We start from the raw sequence: 20,114 nt of genomic DNA on the forward strand, positions 1-20,114 counted from the left end.
CCTGTCACCCCGCCAGGTTACCGGTAGCTGCCGTGGTCGGAACTCGGCCGCACGCTCGATACCCTTGACACCATGACGTCGCACCAGAGCACCCAGACGATGAAGCCCGCCACCGCGGCGAAGAAGCTGGGTGTGTACCTCGAGGCCACCCCCGCAGAGTTCCAGGAGGGTGTCGTCTCGCGCAGCGAGCTGAACGAGCTCCAGACCGATCCCCCGGCCTGGCTCCAGGAGCTGCGGAAGAACGGCCCGCACCCCCGCCCCGTGGTCGCGCAGCGGCTCGGCATCTCCATCGCCGGCCTCGCCCGCGGCGGCATCACCGACCCGCTCACGACCGAGCAGATCGAGGAGCTCCGGCAGGAGCTCCCCGAGTGGCTCCAGAAGGAGCGCGCCACGCAGGCGGAGGTCCGCAAGGAGACCGTCCGCATCAAGGAGCGCGACGCCGAGCGGGCGGCCCGCCGCGCCCAGGGCGCCTGATCGTTCCGCCTCCGGGCCGGTGCCGACGGCCACGCCGTCGGCGCCGGTCCGTCGTCGTATCGCCGCCCGACCGGTCCGTCGTCGGCTCCCCGCCCGGCGGGACGCGCGGGGCCTGACCGGTGTGGCGCGCGCCCGGCCGCGGGAGTCATGGCCCCATGAGTGACACGCACACCGCGTCCGAGCCGCCCGTCGTCGTCGGCGTCGACGGGTCCGAGCACAGCCTCCGGGCCCTGACCTGGGCCCTGAGCGCCGCCGAACAGCTGGTGGCGCCGCTGGTCGTGGCCCATGTCCGGTCCGACGCCCTCCAGCTCGGGGCCGCCCGGATCGCCTCCCTCGGCCCCTCCCCCGAGATCCCCGACACCGTCACGGCGGCCGTGCGGACGGTCGTGGAGGAGCGCGGGCACCCCCTGCCCGTCCGGTACGAGACGCTCGACGGCTCCGTGACCGACGCCCTGCCCTCCGCCGCCCGGGGCGCCCGGCTGCTGGTGACGGGCTCCCGCGGGCACGGCGGCTTCGCGAGCCTGCTCCTCGGCTCCACCAGCCGCACCCTCGCCGCGACCGCGCCCTGCCCGCTCGTCGTCGTCCCGCACGAGGCGCGCACGGCCGCCCTGGGGAGCGGGGCGGCGGCCGGCCGGGTGCTGCTCGGCCTGCACCCGGAGGAGACGCCGGACGAGGTGGTGGCCTTCGCGTTCGAGGCGGCGCACCACCGGGGGGTGCCGCTGGCGGCCGTGACGGCCGTCCGGCTGCCTCCGCAGCCGGGCAGCCCCGTGGTGGCTCCGGCCCCGGCGCTCCAGATGCCCCCGCAGCTGCCCCTCGCGGACACGGCGGAGCGGTTCGTACGGGAGGCGGAGCGGGAGCAGGCGGAGCGGCTGCGGCCCTTCGCCGCCCGTCGGCCGGAGGTCGAGCTGGTCCCCTCGGTGGTGCCGGCGGACGCGGCGGGCGTGCTCGTGGAGGGGTCGCGGGACGCGGGCCTGCTGGTCGTGGGCCGTCATCACCGGCACCGGTTCGGCTCGCTGCTCCTCGGCTCGGTCGCCCACGCGGTGCTGCACCACGCCCACTGCCCGGTCGCCGTGGTGCCCCCGGCGTCCCGGCCCTGACGGGGCCGGGGGCTCGGCCACCGCGTTGTGGCGCGGGGAACGCCGCTGGTAGAAGGGGTGCCATGAGTGCCGTCGAACGGGCCGCAGCCGCCCGCCGCAATGTCCAGCCGCCCGCCGCCCAGGCCTCGCTCGGCGCGGGGGTCGTGGTGACCGACGAGACGGGCCGGGTGCTGCTCGGGCTGCACCGCTCCGGGGTGTGGGAGCTGCCGGGCGGGAAGGTCGACCCGGGCGAGTCCCTGGAGGAGGCGGCGGTCCGCGAGCTGGCCGAGGAGACGACGCTCGTCGCGGAGGCGGCGGACGTGGAGGTCATCGGACTGGTCCTGGACTCCCTCACCTCGTCGCGGGCGACCCGGCTGACCGCGGCGACGGCGGTGCGCGCCTTCCGGGGCGTGCCGGCCGTCGCCGAGCCGGAGTCGATCGAACGCTGGGAGTGGACGGACCCCGCCCGGCTGCCGGAGGCGCTGTTCGTGCCGTCGGCGCAGGTGCTGCGGCTGTGGCGGCCGGAGCTGCGGCTGCCGGACGGACCGTTCCACCGGTACGCGCTGGGCCGGCTGCCGGGCTGATCCCCGCCGGCCGCCCGGGGTGCGGAGCCCGGTCGCGTCGTGTCACCGCGCGGGGCGGGGCGAGCGTGACTAGCGTGGCTCACAGGACCACGTCGTCGAAGCGGAAACGGGAGTCATCGTCATGGCCGTACGACCTGAAGGCACGCCCGTCTGGGCCGATGCGATGTTCAAGGACGTCGAGCTCGCCAAGACGTTCTACGGCGACGTACTCGGCTGGACCTTCGGCGAGTCCTCCTCGGAATTCGGCAACTACACCCAGGCGTATCGGAACGGGAAGGCGGTCGCGGCCGTCGTCCCGCCGATGCCGGGGGACGACGGGCAGGGTCAGTCGGCCTGGTGTCTGTACTTCGCCTCGCCCGACGCCGCCGCCACGGCGGAGAAGGTCAGGGCGGCCGGCGGCACGGTGCTGATGGAGCCGATGCAGGTCGGCGACTTCGGGTCGATGTGCCTCGCGCAGGACCCGACGGGGGCCGTGTTCGGCGTCTGGCAGGCGGGGCGGCACGAGGGCTTCGAGCTGGAGGGGGAGACCGGTTCCTACATCTGGGCCGAGGTCTTCACCCGTGAGCCGGCGAAGGCCGATGCCTTCTACGCGACGGTCTTCGGCTTCCGCTCGAAGAAGATGCAGGATCCGGACATGGACTACCGGGTCTTCGACCTCGGCGGGGACCCGCTGCTGGGCCGCATGGAGATGACGGCGGAGGACTTCCCGCCGGAGGTCCCCTCGTACATCCAGGTGTACTTCGCCGTCGACAACTGCGACAAGGCGGTCGAGGCGGCCGAGCGCCTCAACGGGCGGAAGGTGTTCGGGCCGATGGACAGCCCGTTCGGCCGCTTCGCGGCGATCCTGGACCCGCAAGGGGCCGCGTTCGCCGTGATCGACGTCCGGACCACCGTCGGGGAGATGCCCGAGATGGTCTGAGCAAGGCGGGAGGCAGGGGCCGTCCCCGGACACCGGTCCGGGGACGGCCCCTTGCCGTCAGGCGGTGTCGCGGACCGCGACGATGCCGTTGAAGACACCGACGTACGCGGTGCCGTCGGGGCCGAGGGTGATCGGCGCCCAGTTGTTGTCGTAGGCGAGGCCCGTGCCGGTGAAGCGGCTGAAGACGCGGTTCCCGGTGCGGAAGTCCACGGCCGTGAGGTACCAGGCGTCGATGCCCCAGGAGTTCGGGCGCTTCTCGTAGAAGTAGAGCAGTCCGTTGGCCGTGGAGAGCTTGGGGACGGTGGAGGGCGAGCGGACGTCGCTCTCCCAGACGGTGTCGCAGCCGCTGCCGTCGGCGCGGACGTCGATGCGGGTGGCGCCGCCGACGACGCTGCGGCCGAGGAGGAGCGTACCGGGGTTCTCGTAGCCGTAGTTGTTCTCGACGACCAGGCTGTTGCCCCAGCTGATCAGGGAGTTGTCGGTGGTGGACGCGCCGGACCCGAACACCGGGACCTTGCAGACGAGACGCTCGCCCGCGGGGACGTCGGCGCCCCTGCGGTAGACCAGGACGTTCATCCGGTCGTCGGCGTTGTCGGTGATGGCGACGTACTCGTCGTGCGGCCCGAAGAGGTCGGGTGTGGTGCCCGAACCCTGGTTGACGGAACCGGGCTTGGTGCCGGTCCCCCGGTCGTACGCCTCGCGCCAGCGCACCCGCGGGACGCCGTCGGCGTCGGCCTCGAAGCTGTACAGGGCGTGGTCGGTGACGAGGGAGACGCCGTCCTCGGCGACGGAGAAGGAGTTCTGGATCTCCTCGCCGGCGAGGCGGACGGCGCGCAGCGCGCCGGTGGCGGGGTCGACGGTGCCGACCCGGCCGAGGCGGGTGACCCACCAGACGCGGCCGTCCCAGTCCGGCATGACGGAGGTCACCGGGTCACAGACGCCGCTGGGGAAGAGGTTGGTCCAGCCGACGCAGTCGTGCGGGACGAGCGGGGTGAGGTCCCAGTCGTCCTCGACGACGAACTCCCAGGTGCCGTCGGGCTTCTGGCGGTGGGCGATGCGCTGGATGTGCTGGCGGGAGTCGGCGAGGACGACGCGGTCCCGGTCGTCGAGGTAGAAGTAGGCGCCGCCGGAGGTGTCCTTGAAGATCTTCTCGAAGTCGAGGCGGGTGATGGCCTCGACGGTGGAGGAGCGCTGCGGCAGCTTGTACTCGGCGAGGGTGTCCAGGGTGGCCGGATCGAGCAGCTTCAGCAGGAAACCGCTGAAGGTGCCGCAGACCGTGACGAGACGGCCGCCGGAGTCGAAGGTGACGGTGGCGCACTCGCCGCCGACGGGGGCGATCTTCTCGCTGTCCACCCGGGGTGCGCGGCCGAGCGGGCCCGGGTAGGGGTGGGTGCCGCTGCCCGCTCCGTCGGCGTGCATGCCGCTGCGGCCGTTGGGAGCGAGGTACGGGTGCTGGGCGGGGCTTCTGCCCGGTGCGGGCCTTGCGGTGGCGGGGGCGCCCTCGTAGTGGTCCACGAGGCGGTGGCCGAGGCCGAGGGGGATCTCCTGGGCCTGGGCGGCGGGGACGGAGCCCACCAGGAGGGCGGCGGCGAGCGCGATCAGGGTGAGCGCGCGGGCTCGTCTTCGGGGCGGGTGCGTGGCCAATGCGGCTCCTCGGGTTGCCGGCAACTGTCGCGCCGGTGGCCGACGCTAGGCCCGAGTGCGTGAGATGTACATGCAACTGCCCTGTGTTTCACGGGTCGTTCATGCCGTGGAAACGATCACGGGTTGAGGCTGGAGACCATGTTGGCGGTGGCGGCGACCCCGTTGTGGATGGTCGGCGCCATGCTGGTGCCGGCGAGGAAGAAGCCCAGCAGGGCGCAGACGAGTGCGTGGGTGACCTTGAGTCCGCCGTTGCGCAGGAAGATCACGGCCAGCACCAGCAGCAGCACCACGACAGAAATGGAAACGGCCATCGCGTTCACGTCCCTCCGTCGCCGCACCGGAATTGCGGCGTTCGGCGGACAGTGTGGCGGAATGGGCGGTCCGTCCGGGCGTATGGCGGGGCGGCCATCCGGGTGAGATTCGGCTCGGGTTCAGCCGGCGAAGGTCTCGGCGATGGTCGGCCGTCGCACCGCGTCGAGCTCCGGGTCGGCCAGGATTCCCGCGATCAGCGCCGCGTCGCCGAAGACCTCGGTGGCGCTGAGGTCCAGGTCGGTGAGGACGAGCCAGCCGCCGTCGGCGGCCCACCAGGTGGCGGGGAAGTGGAAGTCGGGCCCGGCGTCGTGGTGGGCGAGCGCGTCACCGAGCCGGCCGCGCCGGGCGACCGTCGATCCGCCGAGCGGCGTCGCCGCGCCGGCCTGGGCCGACCCGCAGGGGGTGTCCGCTCCGCGGGGGCCGCCGCGGATCAGGTGCTCGACGAGACGGGCCAGGGAGGCGCGGTCCAGCTCCGCCGGGTCGGGACCTTCGAGGTGCTCCGTCCCCGGTACGTCCTCGAAGACCAGGTACGACAGGGTGCCGGGCCAGGCCTCCAGGCTACGGCCCGCCCGGGACAGCACCTCGTCCCAGCGGAGCCGTACCGGACCGTCGTGGATCGCGTGGAGGATCCAGCAGTGGTCCTCGTACCCGCCCCGGGGCTCGAACCCGCAGCCGGCCTCGGCGAGGGCGGCGCGCAGCCCGTCGAGGGCGTCGTCCTCGGCGACGGGCCGCCACGGGGCCGGGTCGGCCGGGGATGTCATCGGCTGGTCACGGGCTCTCCTCCGGCGGGCAGGCAGTCCCGCCACTCCACCGTACGGTCGCACCAGCGGTCGAGCAGGACGCGGTCGTGGCCGACGGCGAGGAGGCCGGCGCCGGTGTCGGCGCGGTAGGCCTCGACGGCGCCGACCAGGGCGGCCGTGGTGGAGGCGTCGAGCATCGCGGTCATCTCGTCGCAGATCAGCCAGCGGGGGCGCAGGGCCAGTGCCCGTCCCAGGCAGGCGCGTTGGAGCTGGCCGTCGCTGACCTCGTGCGGACGGCGGCCGAGCAGGTCGGGGGTGAGGCCGACGGCGGGGGCGAGTTCGGCGAGGCGGGCGGCCGCCTCGGCGCGCCGGCCGGTGGCCCGGAGCGGCTCGACGAGGAGGTCGGCGAGGGTGAGGCGGGGGTCGGCGGCGGTGCGGGGCTGCTGGAACACGACGCCGACGGCGGGGGTGCACTACCCCGTCGGCCTCGGCGGACTCGACGCGCCCCGGGCGCTCCAGACCGTCGTCGACGCCGAACTCGCCGCCGCCGGAGCCCCCGACAACGACCCGCGCAAGATCGGCATCGGCCTCGGCATGGCCGCCCCCACCGTCCTCGCCCACGGCACCGACGAGGTCAGGCGCCGCTTCCTCCGCCCGCTCTGGGTCGGCGAGGAGGTCTGGTGCCAGGTCGTGGGTGATGAGGAGGAGGGCGCGGCCGTCGTCGGCGTGGCGGCGCAGTTCGTCCACCGTGCGGTCGACGAGGTCGCGGTCGAGGCCGGTGGTCGGCTCGTCGGCGAGCAGCAGCCGTGCGTCGCCGACGAGGGCGAGGGCGGTGGCGGCGCGCTGGGCGAGTCCACCGGACAGTTCGTGCGGATGGCGGTCGAGGTGGCCGGCCGGGAAGGCGGTCCGCTCCGCGGCGTCCTCGGCGACCTTCCGGCGTGCCCGGCGGGGGGTGCCGGTGAGGGCGCGGACGGTCTCCTCCAGCTGGGCCCGCACCGTACGGTGCGGACGGGGGTGAGGTGGGCGGCGGGGCTCTGCGGTACGAGCCCGACGCGGCGGCCCCGTACGGTGCGGGCGAGGGTCTTCTCGTCGGCCGCGAGCAGGTCGGTGGCCGCGGCGCCTCCAAGTCCGGCGAGCAGGGCCGTACCGGAGGTCTCGGCGTTGGCGGGGAGCAGTCCGAGGAGGGCGGAGGCCAGTACGGACTTGCCGCAGCCGCTCTCGCCGACCAGGGCGAGGCACTCCCCCGCGCCGAGGTCGAAGCCGGTGCCGTCGACGGCTTCGACGGTGCGGCCGCCGCGCAGCCGGAAGCGGACGCTCAGGTCGCGGACGCTGAGGACCGCGTCCTCGGCCCGTTCGGCGGAGACGGCCTGGAGGGCACGGAGCACGTTCTCTGCGGTCACAGCATGAGCTCCGATCGGCGGCGCGGGTTGAGGCGGTCGCGCCAGACGCCGGCGAGGCCGGCGATGGCGAGCGTGGGGACGATGAGCAGCAGTCCGGGGAAGAGCGTGGGCCAGCCGTGTCCGGCGAGGAGCGACGAGCGCGCGTTCTGGACGAGGTTGCCCAGGCTCGCCTGGTGGCTGGGGAGTCCGAGGCCGAGGAAGGACAGGGCGGACTCGTGCCACATGGCGTGCGGGACCATCAGGACGGCGGCGAGTCCCGCCTGCGGAAGGACCGCGGGCAGCAGGTGCCGCAGCGTGACGCGCCAGCGGGTGGCGCCGCCGGAGATCGCCGCCTCGACGAAGGGCCGGGTGCGCAGGGAGAGGACCTCGGAGCGCACGATGCGGGCGGTGGAGAGCCAGTGGGTGACGGCCACGGAGGCGATCACGGGCCAGACGCCGGGCCGGAAGAGGGCGACCACGAAGATGCCGAGGAGCAGGTGCGGCACGGAGGAGAAGGCGTCGACGATCCGCATGAGGGTGCGGTCGGCCCAGCCGCCGAGGGCGCCGGCGGCCGCGCCGACGGCGGTGCCGACGACGGTGGCCACGAGCGCGGCGACCAGTCCGACGAGCAGCGAGACCCGCAGGCCGTAGACGCAGCGCAGGAGCAGGTCGCGGCCGAGGTCGTCGGTGCCGAAGGGGTGGTCCCAGGACGGCGGGAGGAGCTTGCGCGAGAGGTCGACGGCCTGTTCGTCGAGCTGGACGAGCGGCGGGACGACCAGGACGGCGAGGAGGACCGCGCCGACGACGAGGGCGGAGCTCCAGAGCCGCAGGCGGTGGGTGCGCGGGTCAGCCATCGAAGCCCACCCTCGGGTCGGCGAGTCCGTAGAGCAGGTCGGAGAGCAGGTTGCCGAGGAGGACGGCGGCGGTGGCGAGGACCGTGAGCGCGGCGAGCAGCGGGAAGTCCACGGAGGTTGCGGCCGTGACGGTGGCGGCCGCGATGCCGGGCCAGCTGAACACGGTCTCCACGAGCAGAGCTCCGGTGATCAGCTCGGGGACGCGGGAGCCGACGAGGGTGAGCATGGGCAGCATTCCGGAGCGGAGGGCGTGGCCGGTGAGGACGGTGCGCTCGCTCAGGCCGCGGGCGCGGGCGCCGCGGACCGGGTCCTCGTCGAGGGCGTCGCCGACGCCCTGGCGGACGTACAGGAAGAACCAGGGCAGTTGCGAGACGCCGAGGACGAGTGCGGGCAGGACGAGGTGGCGGGCGACCTGGTCGAAGGTGACGGTGTCGCTGGCGGAGTCGGTGAGTCCGCCGGCGGGCAGCGCGCCGAGCTTCAGGGCGAAGAACCAGATGGCGAGGAGGCCGAGCCAGAAGGCGGGTGCGGCTTCCAGGGTGTAGGCGACGGAGCTGACGGCCCGGTCGATCAGGCCGCCGCGGCGGCGCCCGGCGAGGACGCCGAGGAGGGTGCCGAGGGCGATGGCCACGAGGAACGCGGTGACGGCGAGGAGCACGGACCAGCCGAGGCGCTCCCCGACGACCTCGGCCACGGGGCGGCGCATGACGGCGGAGTCGCCGAGGTCGCCGGTGAGGGCCGAGGTGAGCCACTCCCACCAGCGGGTGACGAGGGGCCGGTCGACGCCGAGGTTGGCGCGGAGCTGGTCGAGGTTCTCCTGTGAGGCGGTGAGCCCGGCGGTGCCGGCGTAGGCCTTGACGGGGTCGAACGGGGAGGCCTCCGCGACGGCGAACACCGCGAAGGTGACGGCGAGGAGGACGGGGACGGCGGCCAGGGCGCGCCGTCCCGTCATCCGGGCCATGGCCCCCCAGGGGAGGCGGCGGCTCACTTCTTCGTGTCCCCGGCGTTCTTCGGCTTCCAGTCCTCGACGTTCCACCAGGGGCCGGAGGCGAGGCCGTGGTCGTGCGGCTCGGTCTGGGTGCTGAGCCCGTCCCAGGCGTCGGCGACGACGTAGAGGTGGTCGATGTGGGTGAGGAAGGTGTAGCCGGGGTTCTTCACGAGTTCGCGCTGGACGGTGTCGTACGCGGCGCGGCGCTCGGCGAGGACGTTGGTGCGGCGGCCCTGGTCGAGGGCGCGGTCGACGGTCTTGTTGTCGTACCAGGCCATGTTGTTGAAGCCGTCGCCGCCGAGGCTGGACTTGAGGAGCAGGTACTGGTCGAAGTCGGGGTCGCCGGGGGCGCCGCCGCCGGCGAGGACGGCGTCGGTCTTCATCCGGGGCTCGATGACCTCCCAGGTGCCGGCCTGGGCGGTCAGGGCGATGCCGGCCTTCTTGGCGTCGGAGGCGTAGGCGAGGGCGTGGTCCTGGCGGAGCTTGTCGCCGGAGAGGTACCAGAGCGGGAAGGCGGCGCGGACGCCGTTCCTGACGCGGACGCCGTCGGGGCCGGGCTTCCAGCCGGCCTCGTCGAGGATCTTCTGGGCGCCGGCGAGGTCGTGGCGGCGCTCGGTGCCCTTCGTGAACCAGGGGCTGTCGGTGGGGACGGGCCCGTAGGCGGGCTTCCCGGCCCCTTCGAGGATCTTGTCGACCATGGCCTGCCGGTCGACGGCGAGGTCGAGGGCGCGGCGCACGGCGGTGTCGCCGGCGACGGGGTGGTGGGTGGGCAGGGTGACCGTGCGGTAGTCGTACGTCTTCGCCGTCCAGGTCTTCTTCGCCTTGTCGCCCTTGAAGCCGGCGGCGAGGTTCGGCGGGAGGATGGCGGCGTCGAGGTCGCCGGCGCGGAGCCGGGTGGCGCGGACGTCGTCGTCCTTGATGATCGCCATGGTGAACCGCTTCACCGCGGGGGCGCCGTTCCAGTAGGTCGGGTTGGCCTTGAAGCTGAGCTTCTCGCCCTTGGACCAGCCGGTGAGCACGTACGGGCCGGTGCCTATGGGCTTGCTGGTGAAGGCGCCGGTGTTGACGTCCTGCTTCGCGGCGACGTGCTCGGGGGCGATGGCGTGGACGGTGCGCTCGGCGAAGGGCGCGTAGGGGTACTTGAGGCGGAAGACGACGGTGTCGTCGCCGACGGCCTCGACGCTCTTGAGGGCGTCGAGTTCGGTGCGCGAGGGGTTGTTCGTCTTCGGGTCGAGGATCGTCCGGTAGGTGAAGACGACGTCCTTGGCGGTGAAGGGGGCGCCGTCGCTGAAGGTGACCCCGTCGCGGAGGGTGTACGTGTAGGTGAGCCCGCCGTCGGTGACGCGCGGCAGCGCGGTGGCGAGGGCCGGGCGCAGCTTCATGCCGGCGTCGAAGGCGAGGAGACCGTCGAAGATCTTGGAGTTGCCGTCCTTGCCGTAGCCGAGGAGGGGGCTGAGGGTCTCGGGCTCGTAGGCGATGCCGACGACCGCGGAGTCCTTGGGTCCGCCGGAGGCCCCGGCGGGGGCGCCGGGGTTCGTGCAGGCCGCCGCGGTGAGGGCCACGGCCCCCGCGAGCGACGCGGCGGCCGTGCCGCGGAGGAATCGGGCGGTCATCGTGTCCACACCCCTTTTTGGAGATCAACTGTTTTTGCGAACAGGTTGCAATTAAACAGTATGTAAAGGGGTGGGGACGCCTCGGCCCCTTACCGGGGCCGAGGGCGCGGTGCGGTCCGGTGCGCTACGCGGGCGGCGCCAGGTCCACCAGGGCGGCGACGGTGTCCTGGTGGCGACCTGTGGAGCCGAGGGCGATCTGGTCCGCCTTGGCCCGCTTGAGCGCCAGATGGGCCGGGTGCTCCCAGGTCATCCCGATCCCGCCGTGCAGCTGCACGCACTCCTCGGCCGCCCGGACGGCGACCCGCGAGCAGTACGCCTGGGCGACGGCCACCAGCAGCGGGGCGTCCGGGCCGCCGGTGGCGAGGGCGTCGGCGGCGGCGCGGGCCGCCGCCCTCGCGCCGACGAGCTCCAGCCACAGCTGGGCCATGCGGTGCTTGAGGGCCTGGAAGGAGCCGACCGGCCGGTTGAACTGGTGGCGCTCGCGGGTGTACCGGACGGTCTCCTCCAGGCACCACTCGGCGAGCCCCAGCTGCTCCGAGGCGAGGAGTCCCGCCCCGGCGAGCAGCCCCCGGCCGAGCGCCGTCCTGGCCGCGTCGGGGCCGGCGAGCCGGGTGCCGGATCCCGCCGGGGCGGTGACCGCGGACAGCGGGCGCGTGAGGTCGAGCGGGGTCTGCGGCTCGACGGTCGCCTCGCCGGCGGGGACCGCGGACAGCCCGTCGGCGGACAGGACCAGGAAGACGTCGGCGGCGAGGGCGTCGGCGACGGCCGGGACCCGGCCGCCGGACGGGAGCTCCGCCCCGGGCGCCGTCGGCAGCGGTACCGCGAGGACCGCGACCGTCCGGCCGGCGGCCAGCTCCGCGAGCAGTCCGGCCGCCGCGTCGCTCTCCCCCGCCAGGGCCAGCAGGGTCTCGGTGGCCACGACCGCGCTCGTGAGGTACGGCAGCGGGGTCACCGCGCGGCCCAGCTCCTCCAGGACGACGGCGGCCTCGCGGTGGCTCGCGCCCTGGCCGCCGAGCTTCTCCGGGACGAGCAGCCCGGCGGCGCCCATGTCACCGGCCAGGGACTTCCACAGGCCGGGGACGTAGGGGCTGTCCGTCTCGATCCGGCCGAGGAGGGTCTGGTGCCCGGCCCGGTCGGCGAGCAGCGCGCGGACGGCGGCCCGCAGGTCGTCCTCGGTCTCCGAGTAGAGCAGGTCGAGCGGCTGCTGCGTCGGTTCGGGCGATTCCGTCATCGGGCGAGGTCCTTCCAGGCGACGTCCTTGTCGTTGCGGGGCTCGGGCGGCAGGCCGAGGACCCGCTCGGCGACGATGTTGAGCAGCACCTCGCTGGTGCCGCCCTCGATCGAGTTGCCCTTGGAGCGCAGGTAGCGGTAGCCCGCGTCGCGGCCTGTGAAGTCCACGAGTTCGGGGCGGCGCATCTCCCACTCGCCGTACAGCAGGCCCTCGTCACCGAGGAGTTCGACCTCCAGGCCGCTGATGGCCTGGTTGAGGCGGGCGAAGGCGAGCTTCATGGCGCTGCCCTCGGGGCCGGGCCGGCCCGCGACGAGCTGCTGGCGGAGCCGCTCCCCGGCGAGCCGGGCGACCTCGGCCTCGACCCAGTGGTCGAGGAGGCGCCGGTGCAGTTCGTGGGTGCGCAGCTCGGGGCGCTCGCGCCAGGTCGCGGCGACCTTCCCGATCATGCCGCCCTCGCGGGGGATGCGGGCGCCGCCGATGGAGACCCGCTCGTTCATGAGGGTGGTCTGGGCGACCCGCCAGCCGTCGCCGACCTCGCCGAGGCGGTGGGCGTCGGGGATGCGGACGCCGGTGAGGAAGACCTCGTTGAACTCGGCCTCGCCGGTGATCTGGCGCAGCGGCCGGACCTCGACGCCGGGGTCGGTCATGTCGCAGACGAAGTAGGTGATGCCCCGGTGCTTGGGCGCGTCCGGGTCGGTGCGGGCGATGAGAATGGCCCAGCGGGCGGTGTGGGCGCTGGACGTCCACACCTTCTGGCCGTCCACCACCCAGTCCTCGCCGTCCCGGACGGCCCGGGTGGCGAGGGCGGCGAGGTCGGATCCGGCACCGGGCTCGCTGAACAGCTGGCACCAGACCTCCTCGCCGACCCAGAGCGGGCGGAGGAAGCGGCGCCTGACCTCGTCGGTGCCGTGGGCGAGGACGGTGGGGGCGGCCATGCCGAGGCCGATGCCGATCTTGCGCGGGTCGTTGTCGGGGGCTCCGGCGGCGGCGAGTTCGGCGTCGACGACGGTCTGGAGCGCCCGGGGCGCGTCGAGTCCGCCGAGGCCGACGGGGTAGTGCACCCAGGCGAGGCCGGCGTCGAAGCGGGCGCGCAGGAAGTCGGTGCGGTCGGTGGTGGCGGGCGGGTGCTCGGCCAGCAGCTTCCGGGTGCGGACGAGGAGTTCCTCGGCGTCGGTCATGCGCGGACTCCTTCCGGGAGGACGACCAGGCGGCCGGTGGTGGTGCCGTCGGCGACCCGCTGCACGGCGTCGGCCGCGCCGGCGAACGGGACGCGTTCGCCGATGAGGGGCTTGATGAGTCCCTTGGCCGCGTAGCCGGTGAGGGTCTCGTGGCAGCGGCCGATGGAGGCGGGGTCCTTCGCCGCGTAGAGGCCCCAGTGGAGGCCGAGGACGGCGTAGTTCTTCACCAGGGCGTGGTTGAGGGCGGGTGCCGGGATCGTGCCGCTGGCGAAGCCGACGATCACGATGCGGCCCTCGAAGGCGACGCACTTGGCGGACTGCTGGTAGGCGTCGCCGCCCACCGGGTCGTAGACCACGTCGGCGCCGCGGCCGCCGGTCGCGGCCTTGACCGCGGCGACGACGTCCTCGGAACGCCGGTCGATCACCACGTCGCAGCCCAGCGCGCGGGCGACGGCGGCCTTCTCCGGTCCGCCGACGACCCCGATGACGGTGGCGCCCGCGGCCTTGCCGAGCTGCACGGCGGCGCTGCCGACGCCGCCGGCCGCCGCGTGCACCAGCAGGGTCTCGCCCTCCTGGAGGGCGGCGCGGCGGTGCAGGCCGAACCAGCCGGTCTGGTAGCCGATGTGGAGCGCGGCGGCCTCGGCGTCGTCGAGCGACTCGGGGGCGGGGAGCAGTCCGCGCGCGTCGGCCAGGACGTGGTCGGCGAAGCCGCCGTGCGGGAGCGCGGCGGTGGTGATGACCCGGCGGCCGTCCTCGGTCTCGGCGCAGACCTCCACGCCGGGGGTGAAGGGCAGCGGGGGGCGGATCTGGTAGTGACCGCGGCAGAGCAGCGCGTCGGGGAAGTTGACGTTCGCGGCGCGGACCTTGAGGAGGACCTGGCCGTCGCCGGGCGTGGGCGGGGGCACCTCCTCGCGGCGCATCACCTCGCGCGGTTCCCCGTTCTCGTACACACGCCATGCCTGCATCCGGAAGCCTCCTCCGTACCGAGCGGTCGGTTGCATACTAAGCGGTCGCTTGATTCGAGGGGAACCGCTCAGCCGGACTTCTTGGGGCGGGCCCGGACGTGCATCCGCTCCCCCTGCGGCCCGTACAGACTCAGGAACTCCACCGGCCCCTCCGGCGTCGGGCCGAACCAGTGCGGGACGCGCGTGTCGAACTCCGCGGCCTCACCGGGGCCGAGCACCACGTCGTGGTCCCCGAGGACGAGCCGCAGCCGCCCGGAGAGCACGTACAGCCACTCGTAGCCCTCGTGGACGCGCGGCTCCGGCTCCTCCTGCTGCGGCTTCTCCTGGATGACCTTGTACGCCTGGAGGCCCCCGGGCTGACGGGTGAGCGGGTACATCGTCCGGCCGTGCCGCACGATCGGCCGGGACCGGATCCGGGGGTCGCCCGTCGCCGGGGCGCCCACCAGCTCGTCGAGGGCGACCTGGTGGGCGCGGGCGAGCGGAAGGAGCAGTTCGAGACTGGGCTTGCGCTGCCCCGACTCCAGCCGGGAGAGGGTGCTCACGGAGATCCCGGTGTCCGCGGAGAGCTCGGCCAGGGTCACCCCGCGGTCGCGGCGGAGCCCACGGAGCCGGGGGCCGACCTCGTGGAGCACGGCGTCGATGCGATCGTCTTCGGTCATACGTCCAGTTTTGCAGAAACGGCAAGCTGCCTTGCTCTTCCGAGGGGGCCGGGTGACGCTCGGCCCATGAACGCACACCTGGAGAACACGTACGAGGCCGTGGTGGTCGGCGGAGGCGCGGCGGGGCTGAGCGCCGCCCTGGTCCTGGGCCGGGCACGCCGTCGGACCCTGGTGGTCGACGCCGGTGCGCCGCGCAACGCGCCCAGCGCGCACATGCAGGGCGTCCTGTCCCGGGACGGCATGAACCCGGCCGACTACCTCGCCGCCGGGCGGGCCGAGATCGCCGGGTACGGGGTCGGGCTGCGGGTCGGCGAGGTGACGGGCGCGGCACCGGACGGGGACGGCGGGTTCGTCCTCACCCTGGCGGACGGGGACCCGGTCCGCGCACGGCGGCTCGTCGTCACCACCGGGCTCGTCGACGAGCTGCCCCCGATCGACGGACTCGCCGGGCGGTGGGGCCGGGACGTCCTGCACTGCCCCTACTGCCACGGCTGGGAGGTCCGCGACGAGGCCTTCGGGGTGATCGCGCATCCGACGATGCCCGCGCACCAGGCGCTGATGGTGGCCCACTGGTCGAAGGACGTGACCCTGTTCCTGCACACCGCGGCCGAGCCCACGGAGCACGAGGCGGCCCTGCTGGACGCGGCGGGCGTCCGGATCGAGCGCGGCGAGGTGGTGGGCCTCGCGGTGGCGGACGACCGGCTGACCGGGGTACGGCTCGCCGGCGGGCGGACCGTGGCCCGCTCGGTGGTCTTCGCGGCGGCCTCCCGGCTGGCGGCGCGGGACGGCGTGCTGCGGCAGCTCGGCGCGGAGCTGCGCGAGACCCCCTTCGGGGAGTTCGTGGCGGTGGACGAGGTGGGGCGGACGAGCGTGCCGGGCGTCTGGGCCGCCGGGAACGTCACCGGGCCGCAGGAGCAGGTGGTCAACGCGGTGAGCCGGGGCTACCGGGCCGCGGTCGCGCTGAACAACGAGCTCGTCTTCGGCGACCTGGAGGAGAGGGCGGCCGGTCGGCCGGTCGGATGAACCGTCGCCGCTGGGGCTGCGCCACCGGGGCCGACGGACGAGGATCGGTCGCGGTGGCCCGAAGCGGCGCAAGGCCGACGGTCCACGGCGCACGGACGACACACGCGGCGCCCGGCGCACGGACGACGGATCGTGGACAACGCACACACCACACAGCCCACGGCTCACGGCTCACGGCTCACGGCTCACGGCTCACGGCTCACGGCTCACGGCTCACGGACGACGGCACACGGAAGGAACGGGACGGCTCCCATGATCGGTACGCGGTTCACCAAGGGCTCCCCCTGCTGGATCGACCTCGGCAGCCCCGACACGGAGGCGGCCGCCGCCTTCTACACCGCCGTCTTCGGCTGGGAGTTCCGCTCGGCGGGCCCCGGCGCCGGCGACTACGGCTTCTTCCAGCGGGACGGCGGGACGGTCGCCGCGCTCGGGCCGCTCACGGAGCAGGGCGCGTCCAGCGCGTGGACGGTGTACTTCCAGACCCCGGACGCGGACGCCACGGCGAAGGACGCCGAGTCGGCGGGCGGTGCCGTGCGCCTCGCGCCGACGGACATCATGGAGACGGGCCGGGCCGGCGCCCTCACCGACCCCGGCGGCGCCCGGTTCGCGATCTGGCAGCCCGGGACGATCCAGGGCCTCGACCGCACCTCGGCGACCGACACCCTCGTCTGGGTGGAGCTGCACACCGAGGACCCGGAGGGCACCCTCGCCTTCTACCGGACCCTGTTCGGCTGGCGGTCGGCGGAGATGGACGCGCCCGGCATGCGGTACCGGGTCCTCTCGACGGCGGAGGGAGACCAGCAGGACGCCACCTTCGGCGGCGCGGCCGAACTCCACGACATGCGGCGGGGCCCCCGCTGGATCGTGTACTTCGACGTCGCGGACGCCGACGCGACCGTCACGGCCGCCCTGGCCCACGGCGGTTCGGTCCTGATGCCCGCGACCGACATCCCGGGCGTCGGCCGCGTCGCCTGGCTGGCCGACCCCTTCGGCGCCCCGTTCGCGGTGCTGAAGCCCGCCCCGATGGGCTGACCGGCGGCACCGCTCCCCCACCGGCGAAAGTCGATGGCCCGGCCTCGCTGAACCTGCTGGCCCGGATCGGGTTCGCGCACGTCCGGGACCTCACCGAGGACGACGGCAGCACCACCCGCGTACTGACACGTCGTCCCTGACGGCAGAGGGCCCCGCACCCCCGTCCCGTCGCGGCCCGGTCGGCGCCCCCTCGGCGTCCCTCAGCGCCCCTCAGCGTCCGAAGAGTTCGAAGGCGACGGCGGGGCGGCCGCCGAAGCGGTCGGACGCGCGGCTCGTCGTCTCGGTGAGGAAGGACCGGACGTACTCCTCCGGGTCCTGGTCCGTCAGCACCTCGATGTACGCGCGGTGGCAGAGCAGCGAGCGGATCGCGCGGTCCAGGCCCGGGGCCGCGTCGACCGCGTGGGTCGGGGTGCTGGACGCCGCGACCGCCACCCAGCGCACCCCGTTCCACGGCTCCAGGCCCTGTTCGGTCAGCTCGGGGAAGATCCAGCGGTTGCCCGCGTCTCCCGCCGCGTCGAGGGTGGCCCGGCCGACCGCCACGTGGTCGGGGGTGTTCCAGGGGGCGCCGGGGCCGCCGCCCCAGGTGTCGCGGTGGTTCAGCGTGACGACGAGCTCGGGGCGGTGCCTGCGGATCGCCGCCGCGATGTCCCGGCGCAGCCCGAGCCCGTACTCGACGACCCCGTCCCGGTGGTCGAGGAACTCCACCGTCTCGACACCGACGACCGCGGCGCTGTCCCGCTGCTCCCGCTCGCGCAGCGGCCCGCAGGTGTCCGGGGCGATCGTGTCGATGCCCGCCTCGCCGCGGGTCGCGAGGACGTAGACCACCTCCTTGCCTGCGTCCGTCCAGGCGGCGACGGCAGCCGCGCAGCCGTACTCCAGGTCGTCGGGGTGGGCGACCACGGCGAGGGCGCGCTGCCAGTCGCCGGGCATCTCCGCGAGGTCCGTGACGTCGGTTCCGGTCATGACCGCAGAATACGGGCCGCCTCCGACGCCGTCGGGCGGAACGCTCCGGAAAGGATCACCGAGCGCGAGACGTTCCGGGGCCGGTCCGGGTTGAGCCCGCGGCGCACCGCGAGCGCGACCGCGAGCCGCTGGGCCCGGACGAGCGCGGCGACCGGGTCGATGGCGTCGGCCGCGAACAGGGCTCCCGTGGACTCCACTTCGTCCTTGAGCCCCGAGGGGGCCGGGCCGAGGCACCACACGAGGCTGGACCGGTCGCTGATGCTGATCGGGCCGTGCCGGTACTCCATCGCCGCGTACGACTCCGTCCAGACGCGGGCCACCTCGCGCAGCTTGAGGGCCGCCTCGTCGGCGAGTCCCACGGTCCAGCCGCTGCCCAGGAAGGTGAACTGGCCGCGCCTCTCCCAGGCCGCGGGCAGCCGTTCGTAGAGGACGAGTTCGGCGTCGGCGACGGCGGGCCCGAGGTCCACCCCGAGCCCGGCGCGCAGGAGTTGGAGGGCGGTGGTGGCGAACCGGGTCTGGACGACGGACCGTTCGTCGGCGAAGCCGAGGTCGACGACCCGGTCGGCGAGCTGTCCGGCGGGGCTGCCGGGCACGCCGGTGAGGACGAGGGAGGGGATGCGCCCCGCCGCTCCGGCAAGCAGCTGGACGACCTCCGTGGTGGTGCCGGAGCGGGTGAGGGCCACGATCCGGTCGTAGCCGCGGCCCAGCGGGGTGGCGTCGGAGGCGGGGAAGGCGTCCGTCTCGCCCGCGCCGAGGGACTCCCGCAGGGCCGCGTAGGCACGGGCGATGAAGTAGGAGGTGCCGCAGCCGACCACCGCCACCCGCTCGCCGCGGGCCGGCCGCAGGCCGGCGTCGCGGTCGGCGATCTCGGCGGCGCGGCGCCAGCAGTCGGGCTGGCCGGCGATCTCCGCGCTGACGTGGGTGCTCATGTCCGGGTCCTCTCCTCGGCGGTCCCCTCGCGGGGCCCGGACCGAGTTGTACCGGCATCCGGCGGGAGCACTCCATGACCGGGGGAGCCCACCCCTTGGACTTTTCGTACGGCGTGGACGACCGCGCTCCCCCGCCCCGCGGCCTCCCGGGCCGCCTCGTCCCCGCCCGTCAGAGTTCGTCGCGGGACAGGGCGAGCAGCCGGTCGAGGACGCGCGGGCCCCCGGCGCGGACCCCGTCGTGCTCGAACTCGTCCGTCACCCAGGTGCGCAGCCCGCGGATCGCACGCGCGGTGGCCAGGGAGTGGCCGGTGTCCACGTACATGTCGTCGTGGTAGACGGCCGCGGCCACCGGGACCCGGTTGTCGGCGAGGCGCTCGGGGTCGTACAGCGGGGCCCAGTCGGTACGGGCGGCGAGGAGTTCCGCGGTCTCGCGGAGCGGCCGCAGGGCGGGGTCGGTGGTGAAGTGCCAGGGGTGGACGGTCTCCCCGGTGAAGAGCGGCGGCCGTCCCTCGTGGAGCGCGGCGCGGGCGTCGAACTCCGGGTACTCGGCGCGGATCCGCTCGGCCGCCCAGTCGGTGGGGCCCTGGCCCTGGGCGTAGATGGCCTCGTGGAGCACGGCGTAGAGAGGATGCCCGGCGTACGACAGGTGGGCCTGCACCTGCTCCAGGAAGGCGTCGGCGAGCGCGGGCCCCCCCGGGGTGGGGACGAACGCGCCCTCCAGGAGGAGATGGAGCTGGTGGGTGCCTTCCCCGGAGCCGAGCAGGATGCCGAGGGACTGGAAGGCCTCGGGGGTGAGCAGGCCCCCGCCGGGCAGCACGACCTCGTGGTCGAGGAGGTGGGCGAGGACGGCGCGGGCCCGTTCGGCGTCCTGGGGGTGGCGGGCGTAGTGGGCCTCGTTCTTGCGCAGGATGCGGGGGTAGGCCGCGCGGTAGACCTCGTCGGCGGTGGCGGAGAGGGCGGGCAGGCCGCCGGTGATCAGGACCCGCTCCAGGCCGTGGGGCGCGGCCGAGAGGTAGTGGGTGGCGCAGAACCCGCCGAAGCTCTGGCCCAGGACGGTCCACGGGGCGCCGCCGGTGAGCCGGTGGCGGATGAGTTCGCAGTCCGCGACGATCGAGTCGGCGCGGAAGTGGGCGAGGTAGTCGGCCTGTTCGGCCGGGGTGCCGCGGAGCGGCAGGGTCTGGCGGTTGGCGGGGGTGGAGCGGCCGGTGCCCCGCTGGTCGAGGAGGAGGACGCGGAACTCCCGCACGGCGCGGCCGAGCCATGCCTGCGGTCCGATGAACCGGCGGGCGCCGAAGCCGGGTCCGCCCTCCAGGTAGACCAGCCAGGGGAGTTGCTCGCGGCCCGCGCCGGCGTGGCCGCTCGCGACGACCTCACGGCCGAAGACCTCGATCCGCTCGCCGTCGGGGTGGCCGTGGTCGAGGGGGACGGGGAAGCGGTGGTCGGTGAGGACGAGTCCGGGCTGCCGGTAGGTGGTCACGCTGCTGCTGCTCCTGTTCGGTACGCCCCCGCCGGGACAGTGGATCACACGGCGGGGGCGCACCGCAGGAGGGGCGT

The 20,114-nt window shown here is 74.4% G+C and carries 19 protein-coding genes and 3 pseudogenes; 7 read left to right on the forward strand and 15 right to left on the reverse strand.

Going from position 1 to position 20,114, the window contains the following annotated elements; genetic code table 11:
• Nucleotides 1-72 precede the first annotated feature (72 nt).
• From EAO70_RS27015 to EAO70_RS27030, 4 genes are all read left to right on the forward strand, one after another.
• A complete protein-coding gene (locus EAO70_RS27015) occupies nt 73-474 on the forward strand; it encodes a DUF5997 family protein (RefSeq protein WP_148005510.1) in 402 nt (133 codons plus the stop codon).
• A 155-nt stretch (nt 475-629) separates the two neighbouring features.
• Entirely contained in the window at nt 630-1,571 is a 942-nt protein-coding gene (locus EAO70_RS27020) for a universal stress protein (RefSeq protein ID WP_148005511.1), read from the forward strand.
• 62 nt (nt 1,572-1,633) lie between these two features.
• On the forward strand, nt 1,634-2,134 hold the full coding sequence (locus tag EAO70_RS27025; RefSeq protein ID WP_148005512.1) for a nucleotide triphosphate diphosphatase NUDT15: 501 nt from the start codon (nt 1,634-1,636) through the stop codon (nt 2,132-2,134).
• Nucleotides 2,135-2,255: 121 nt separating this feature from the next.
• Entirely contained in the window at nt 2,256-3,053 is a 798-nt protein-coding gene (locus EAO70_RS27030) for a VOC family protein (protein WP_148005513.1), read from the forward strand.
• A 57-nt stretch (nt 3,054-3,110) separates the two neighbouring features.
• Here the strand turns inward: EAO70_RS27030 and EAO70_RS27035 are convergent, their stop codons facing one another.
• The 4 genes and pseudogenes from EAO70_RS27035 to EAO70_RS27045 form a co-directional block, all read right to left on the reverse strand.
• Nucleotides 3,111-4,697, reverse strand: a complete 1,587-nt coding sequence (locus EAO70_RS27035; RefSeq protein ID WP_148005514.1) for a hypothetical protein — start codon at nt 4,695-4,697, stop codon at nt 3,111-3,113.
• Between the two features lie 116 nt (nt 4,698-4,813).
• Entirely contained in the window at nt 4,814-5,008 is a 195-nt protein-coding gene (locus EAO70_RS27040; protein WP_148005515.1) for a hypothetical protein, read from the reverse strand.
• A gap of 120 nt (nt 5,009-5,128) precedes the next feature.
• Complete coding sequence (locus EAO70_RS38165) at nt 5,129-5,770, reverse strand: hypothetical protein (protein WP_187284060.1); 642 nt, start codon at nt 5,768-5,770, stop codon at nt 5,129-5,131.
• A pseudogene (locus EAO70_RS27045) lies at nt 5,767-6,213 on the reverse strand (ATP-binding cassette domain-containing protein); the annotation flags it as partial. The gene EAO70_RS38165 and the pseudogene EAO70_RS27045, both read right to left, overlap by 4 nt.
• Here EAO70_RS27045 and EAO70_RS27050 point away from each other — a divergent pair.
• Nucleotides 6,161-6,440: pseudogene (locus EAO70_RS27050) on the forward strand (acyl-CoA dehydrogenase family protein); the annotation flags it as partial. The pseudogenes EAO70_RS27045 and EAO70_RS27050 overlap by 53 nt on opposite strands.
• Here EAO70_RS27050 and EAO70_RS27055 read toward each other — a convergent pair.
• The 8 genes and pseudogenes from EAO70_RS27055 to EAO70_RS27090 form a co-directional block, all read right to left on the reverse strand.
• Nucleotides 6,431-7,134 (reverse strand): annotated as a pseudogene (locus EAO70_RS27055) (ATP-binding cassette domain-containing protein); the annotation flags it as partial. The pseudogenes EAO70_RS27050 and EAO70_RS27055 overlap by 10 nt on opposite strands.
• A gap of 11 nt (nt 7,135-7,145) precedes the next feature.
• Nucleotides 7,146-7,982, reverse strand: coding sequence for an ABC transporter permease (locus tag EAO70_RS27060; protein ID WP_148005516.1), 837 nt, complete (start codon nt 7,980-7,982; stop codon nt 7,146-7,148).
• Nucleotides 7,975-8,967 (reverse strand): ABC transporter permease, encoded by a 993-nt coding sequence (locus EAO70_RS27065; protein WP_148005517.1) that lies wholly within the window; start codon nt 8,965-8,967, stop codon nt 7,975-7,977. Before EAO70_RS27065 ends, EAO70_RS27060 begins: the two co-directional genes overlap by 8 nt.
• A complete protein-coding gene (locus EAO70_RS27070) occupies nt 8,964-10,580 on the reverse strand; it encodes an ABC transporter substrate-binding protein (RefSeq protein ID WP_148005518.1) in 1,617 nt (538 codons plus the stop codon). The genes EAO70_RS27065 and EAO70_RS27070 overlap by 4 nt, the downstream gene beginning before the upstream one ends.
• 124 nt (nt 10,581-10,704) lie before the next feature.
• The gene (locus EAO70_RS27075; RefSeq protein WP_148005519.1) at nt 10,705-11,811 is read right to left on the reverse strand and encodes an acyl-CoA dehydrogenase family protein; all 1,107 of its coding nucleotides are present in this window, start codon (nt 11,809-11,811) and stop codon (nt 10,705-10,707) included.
• On the reverse strand, nt 11,808-12,989 hold the full coding sequence (locus EAO70_RS27080) for an acyl-CoA dehydrogenase family protein (protein WP_148005520.1): 1,182 nt from the start codon (nt 12,987-12,989) through the stop codon (nt 11,808-11,810). Before EAO70_RS27080 ends, EAO70_RS27075 begins: the two co-directional genes overlap by 4 nt.
• Nucleotides 12,986-13,954, reverse strand: a complete 969-nt coding sequence (locus EAO70_RS27085) for an NADPH:quinone oxidoreductase family protein (RefSeq protein ID WP_148005521.1) — start codon at nt 13,952-13,954, stop codon at nt 12,986-12,988. Before EAO70_RS27085 ends, EAO70_RS27080 begins: the two co-directional genes overlap by 4 nt.
• A 68-nt stretch (nt 13,955-14,022) precedes the next feature.
• A complete protein-coding gene (locus tag EAO70_RS27090) occupies nt 14,023-14,613 on the reverse strand; it encodes a helix-turn-helix domain-containing protein (protein WP_148005522.1) in 591 nt (196 codons plus the stop codon).
• Between the two features lie 66 nt (nt 14,614-14,679).
• Between EAO70_RS27090 and EAO70_RS27095 the strand changes: the two genes are divergently transcribed.
• Nucleotides 14,680-15,636: an NAD(P)/FAD-dependent oxidoreductase gene (locus EAO70_RS27095; RefSeq protein ID WP_148005523.1), complete on the forward strand. Its 957-nt coding sequence runs from the start codon at nt 14,680-14,682 to the stop codon at nt 15,634-15,636.
• A 252-nt stretch (nt 15,637-15,888) separates the two neighbouring features.
• Complete coding sequence (locus EAO70_RS27100) at nt 15,889-16,668, forward strand: VOC family protein (protein WP_148005524.1); 780 nt, start codon at nt 15,889-15,891, stop codon at nt 16,666-16,668.
• Nucleotides 16,669-16,878: 210 nt separating this feature from the next.
• Here the strand turns inward: EAO70_RS27100 and EAO70_RS27105 are convergent, their stop codons facing one another.
• From EAO70_RS27105 to EAO70_RS27115, 3 genes are all read right to left on the reverse strand, one after another.
• Nucleotides 16,879-17,631, reverse strand: a complete 753-nt coding sequence (locus EAO70_RS27105) for a PIG-L deacetylase family protein (protein WP_148005525.1) — start codon at nt 17,629-17,631, stop codon at nt 16,879-16,881.
• Entirely contained in the window at nt 17,628-18,560 is a 933-nt protein-coding gene (locus EAO70_RS27110; RefSeq protein ID WP_148005526.1) for an SIS domain-containing protein, read from the reverse strand. Before EAO70_RS27110 ends, EAO70_RS27105 begins: the two co-directional genes overlap by 4 nt.
• A gap of 169 nt (nt 18,561-18,729) precedes the next feature.
• Nucleotides 18,730-20,037: an alpha/beta fold hydrolase gene (locus tag EAO70_RS27115; RefSeq protein ID WP_148005527.1), complete on the reverse strand. Its 1,308-nt coding sequence runs from the start codon at nt 20,035-20,037 to the stop codon at nt 18,730-18,732.
• Nucleotides 20,038-20,114: the final 77 nt, after the last annotated feature.

The organism is Streptomyces sp. adm13(2018) (assembly GCF_008042145.1).
Lineage (GTDB): Bacteria > Actinomycetota > Actinomycetes > Streptomycetales > Streptomycetaceae > Streptomyces.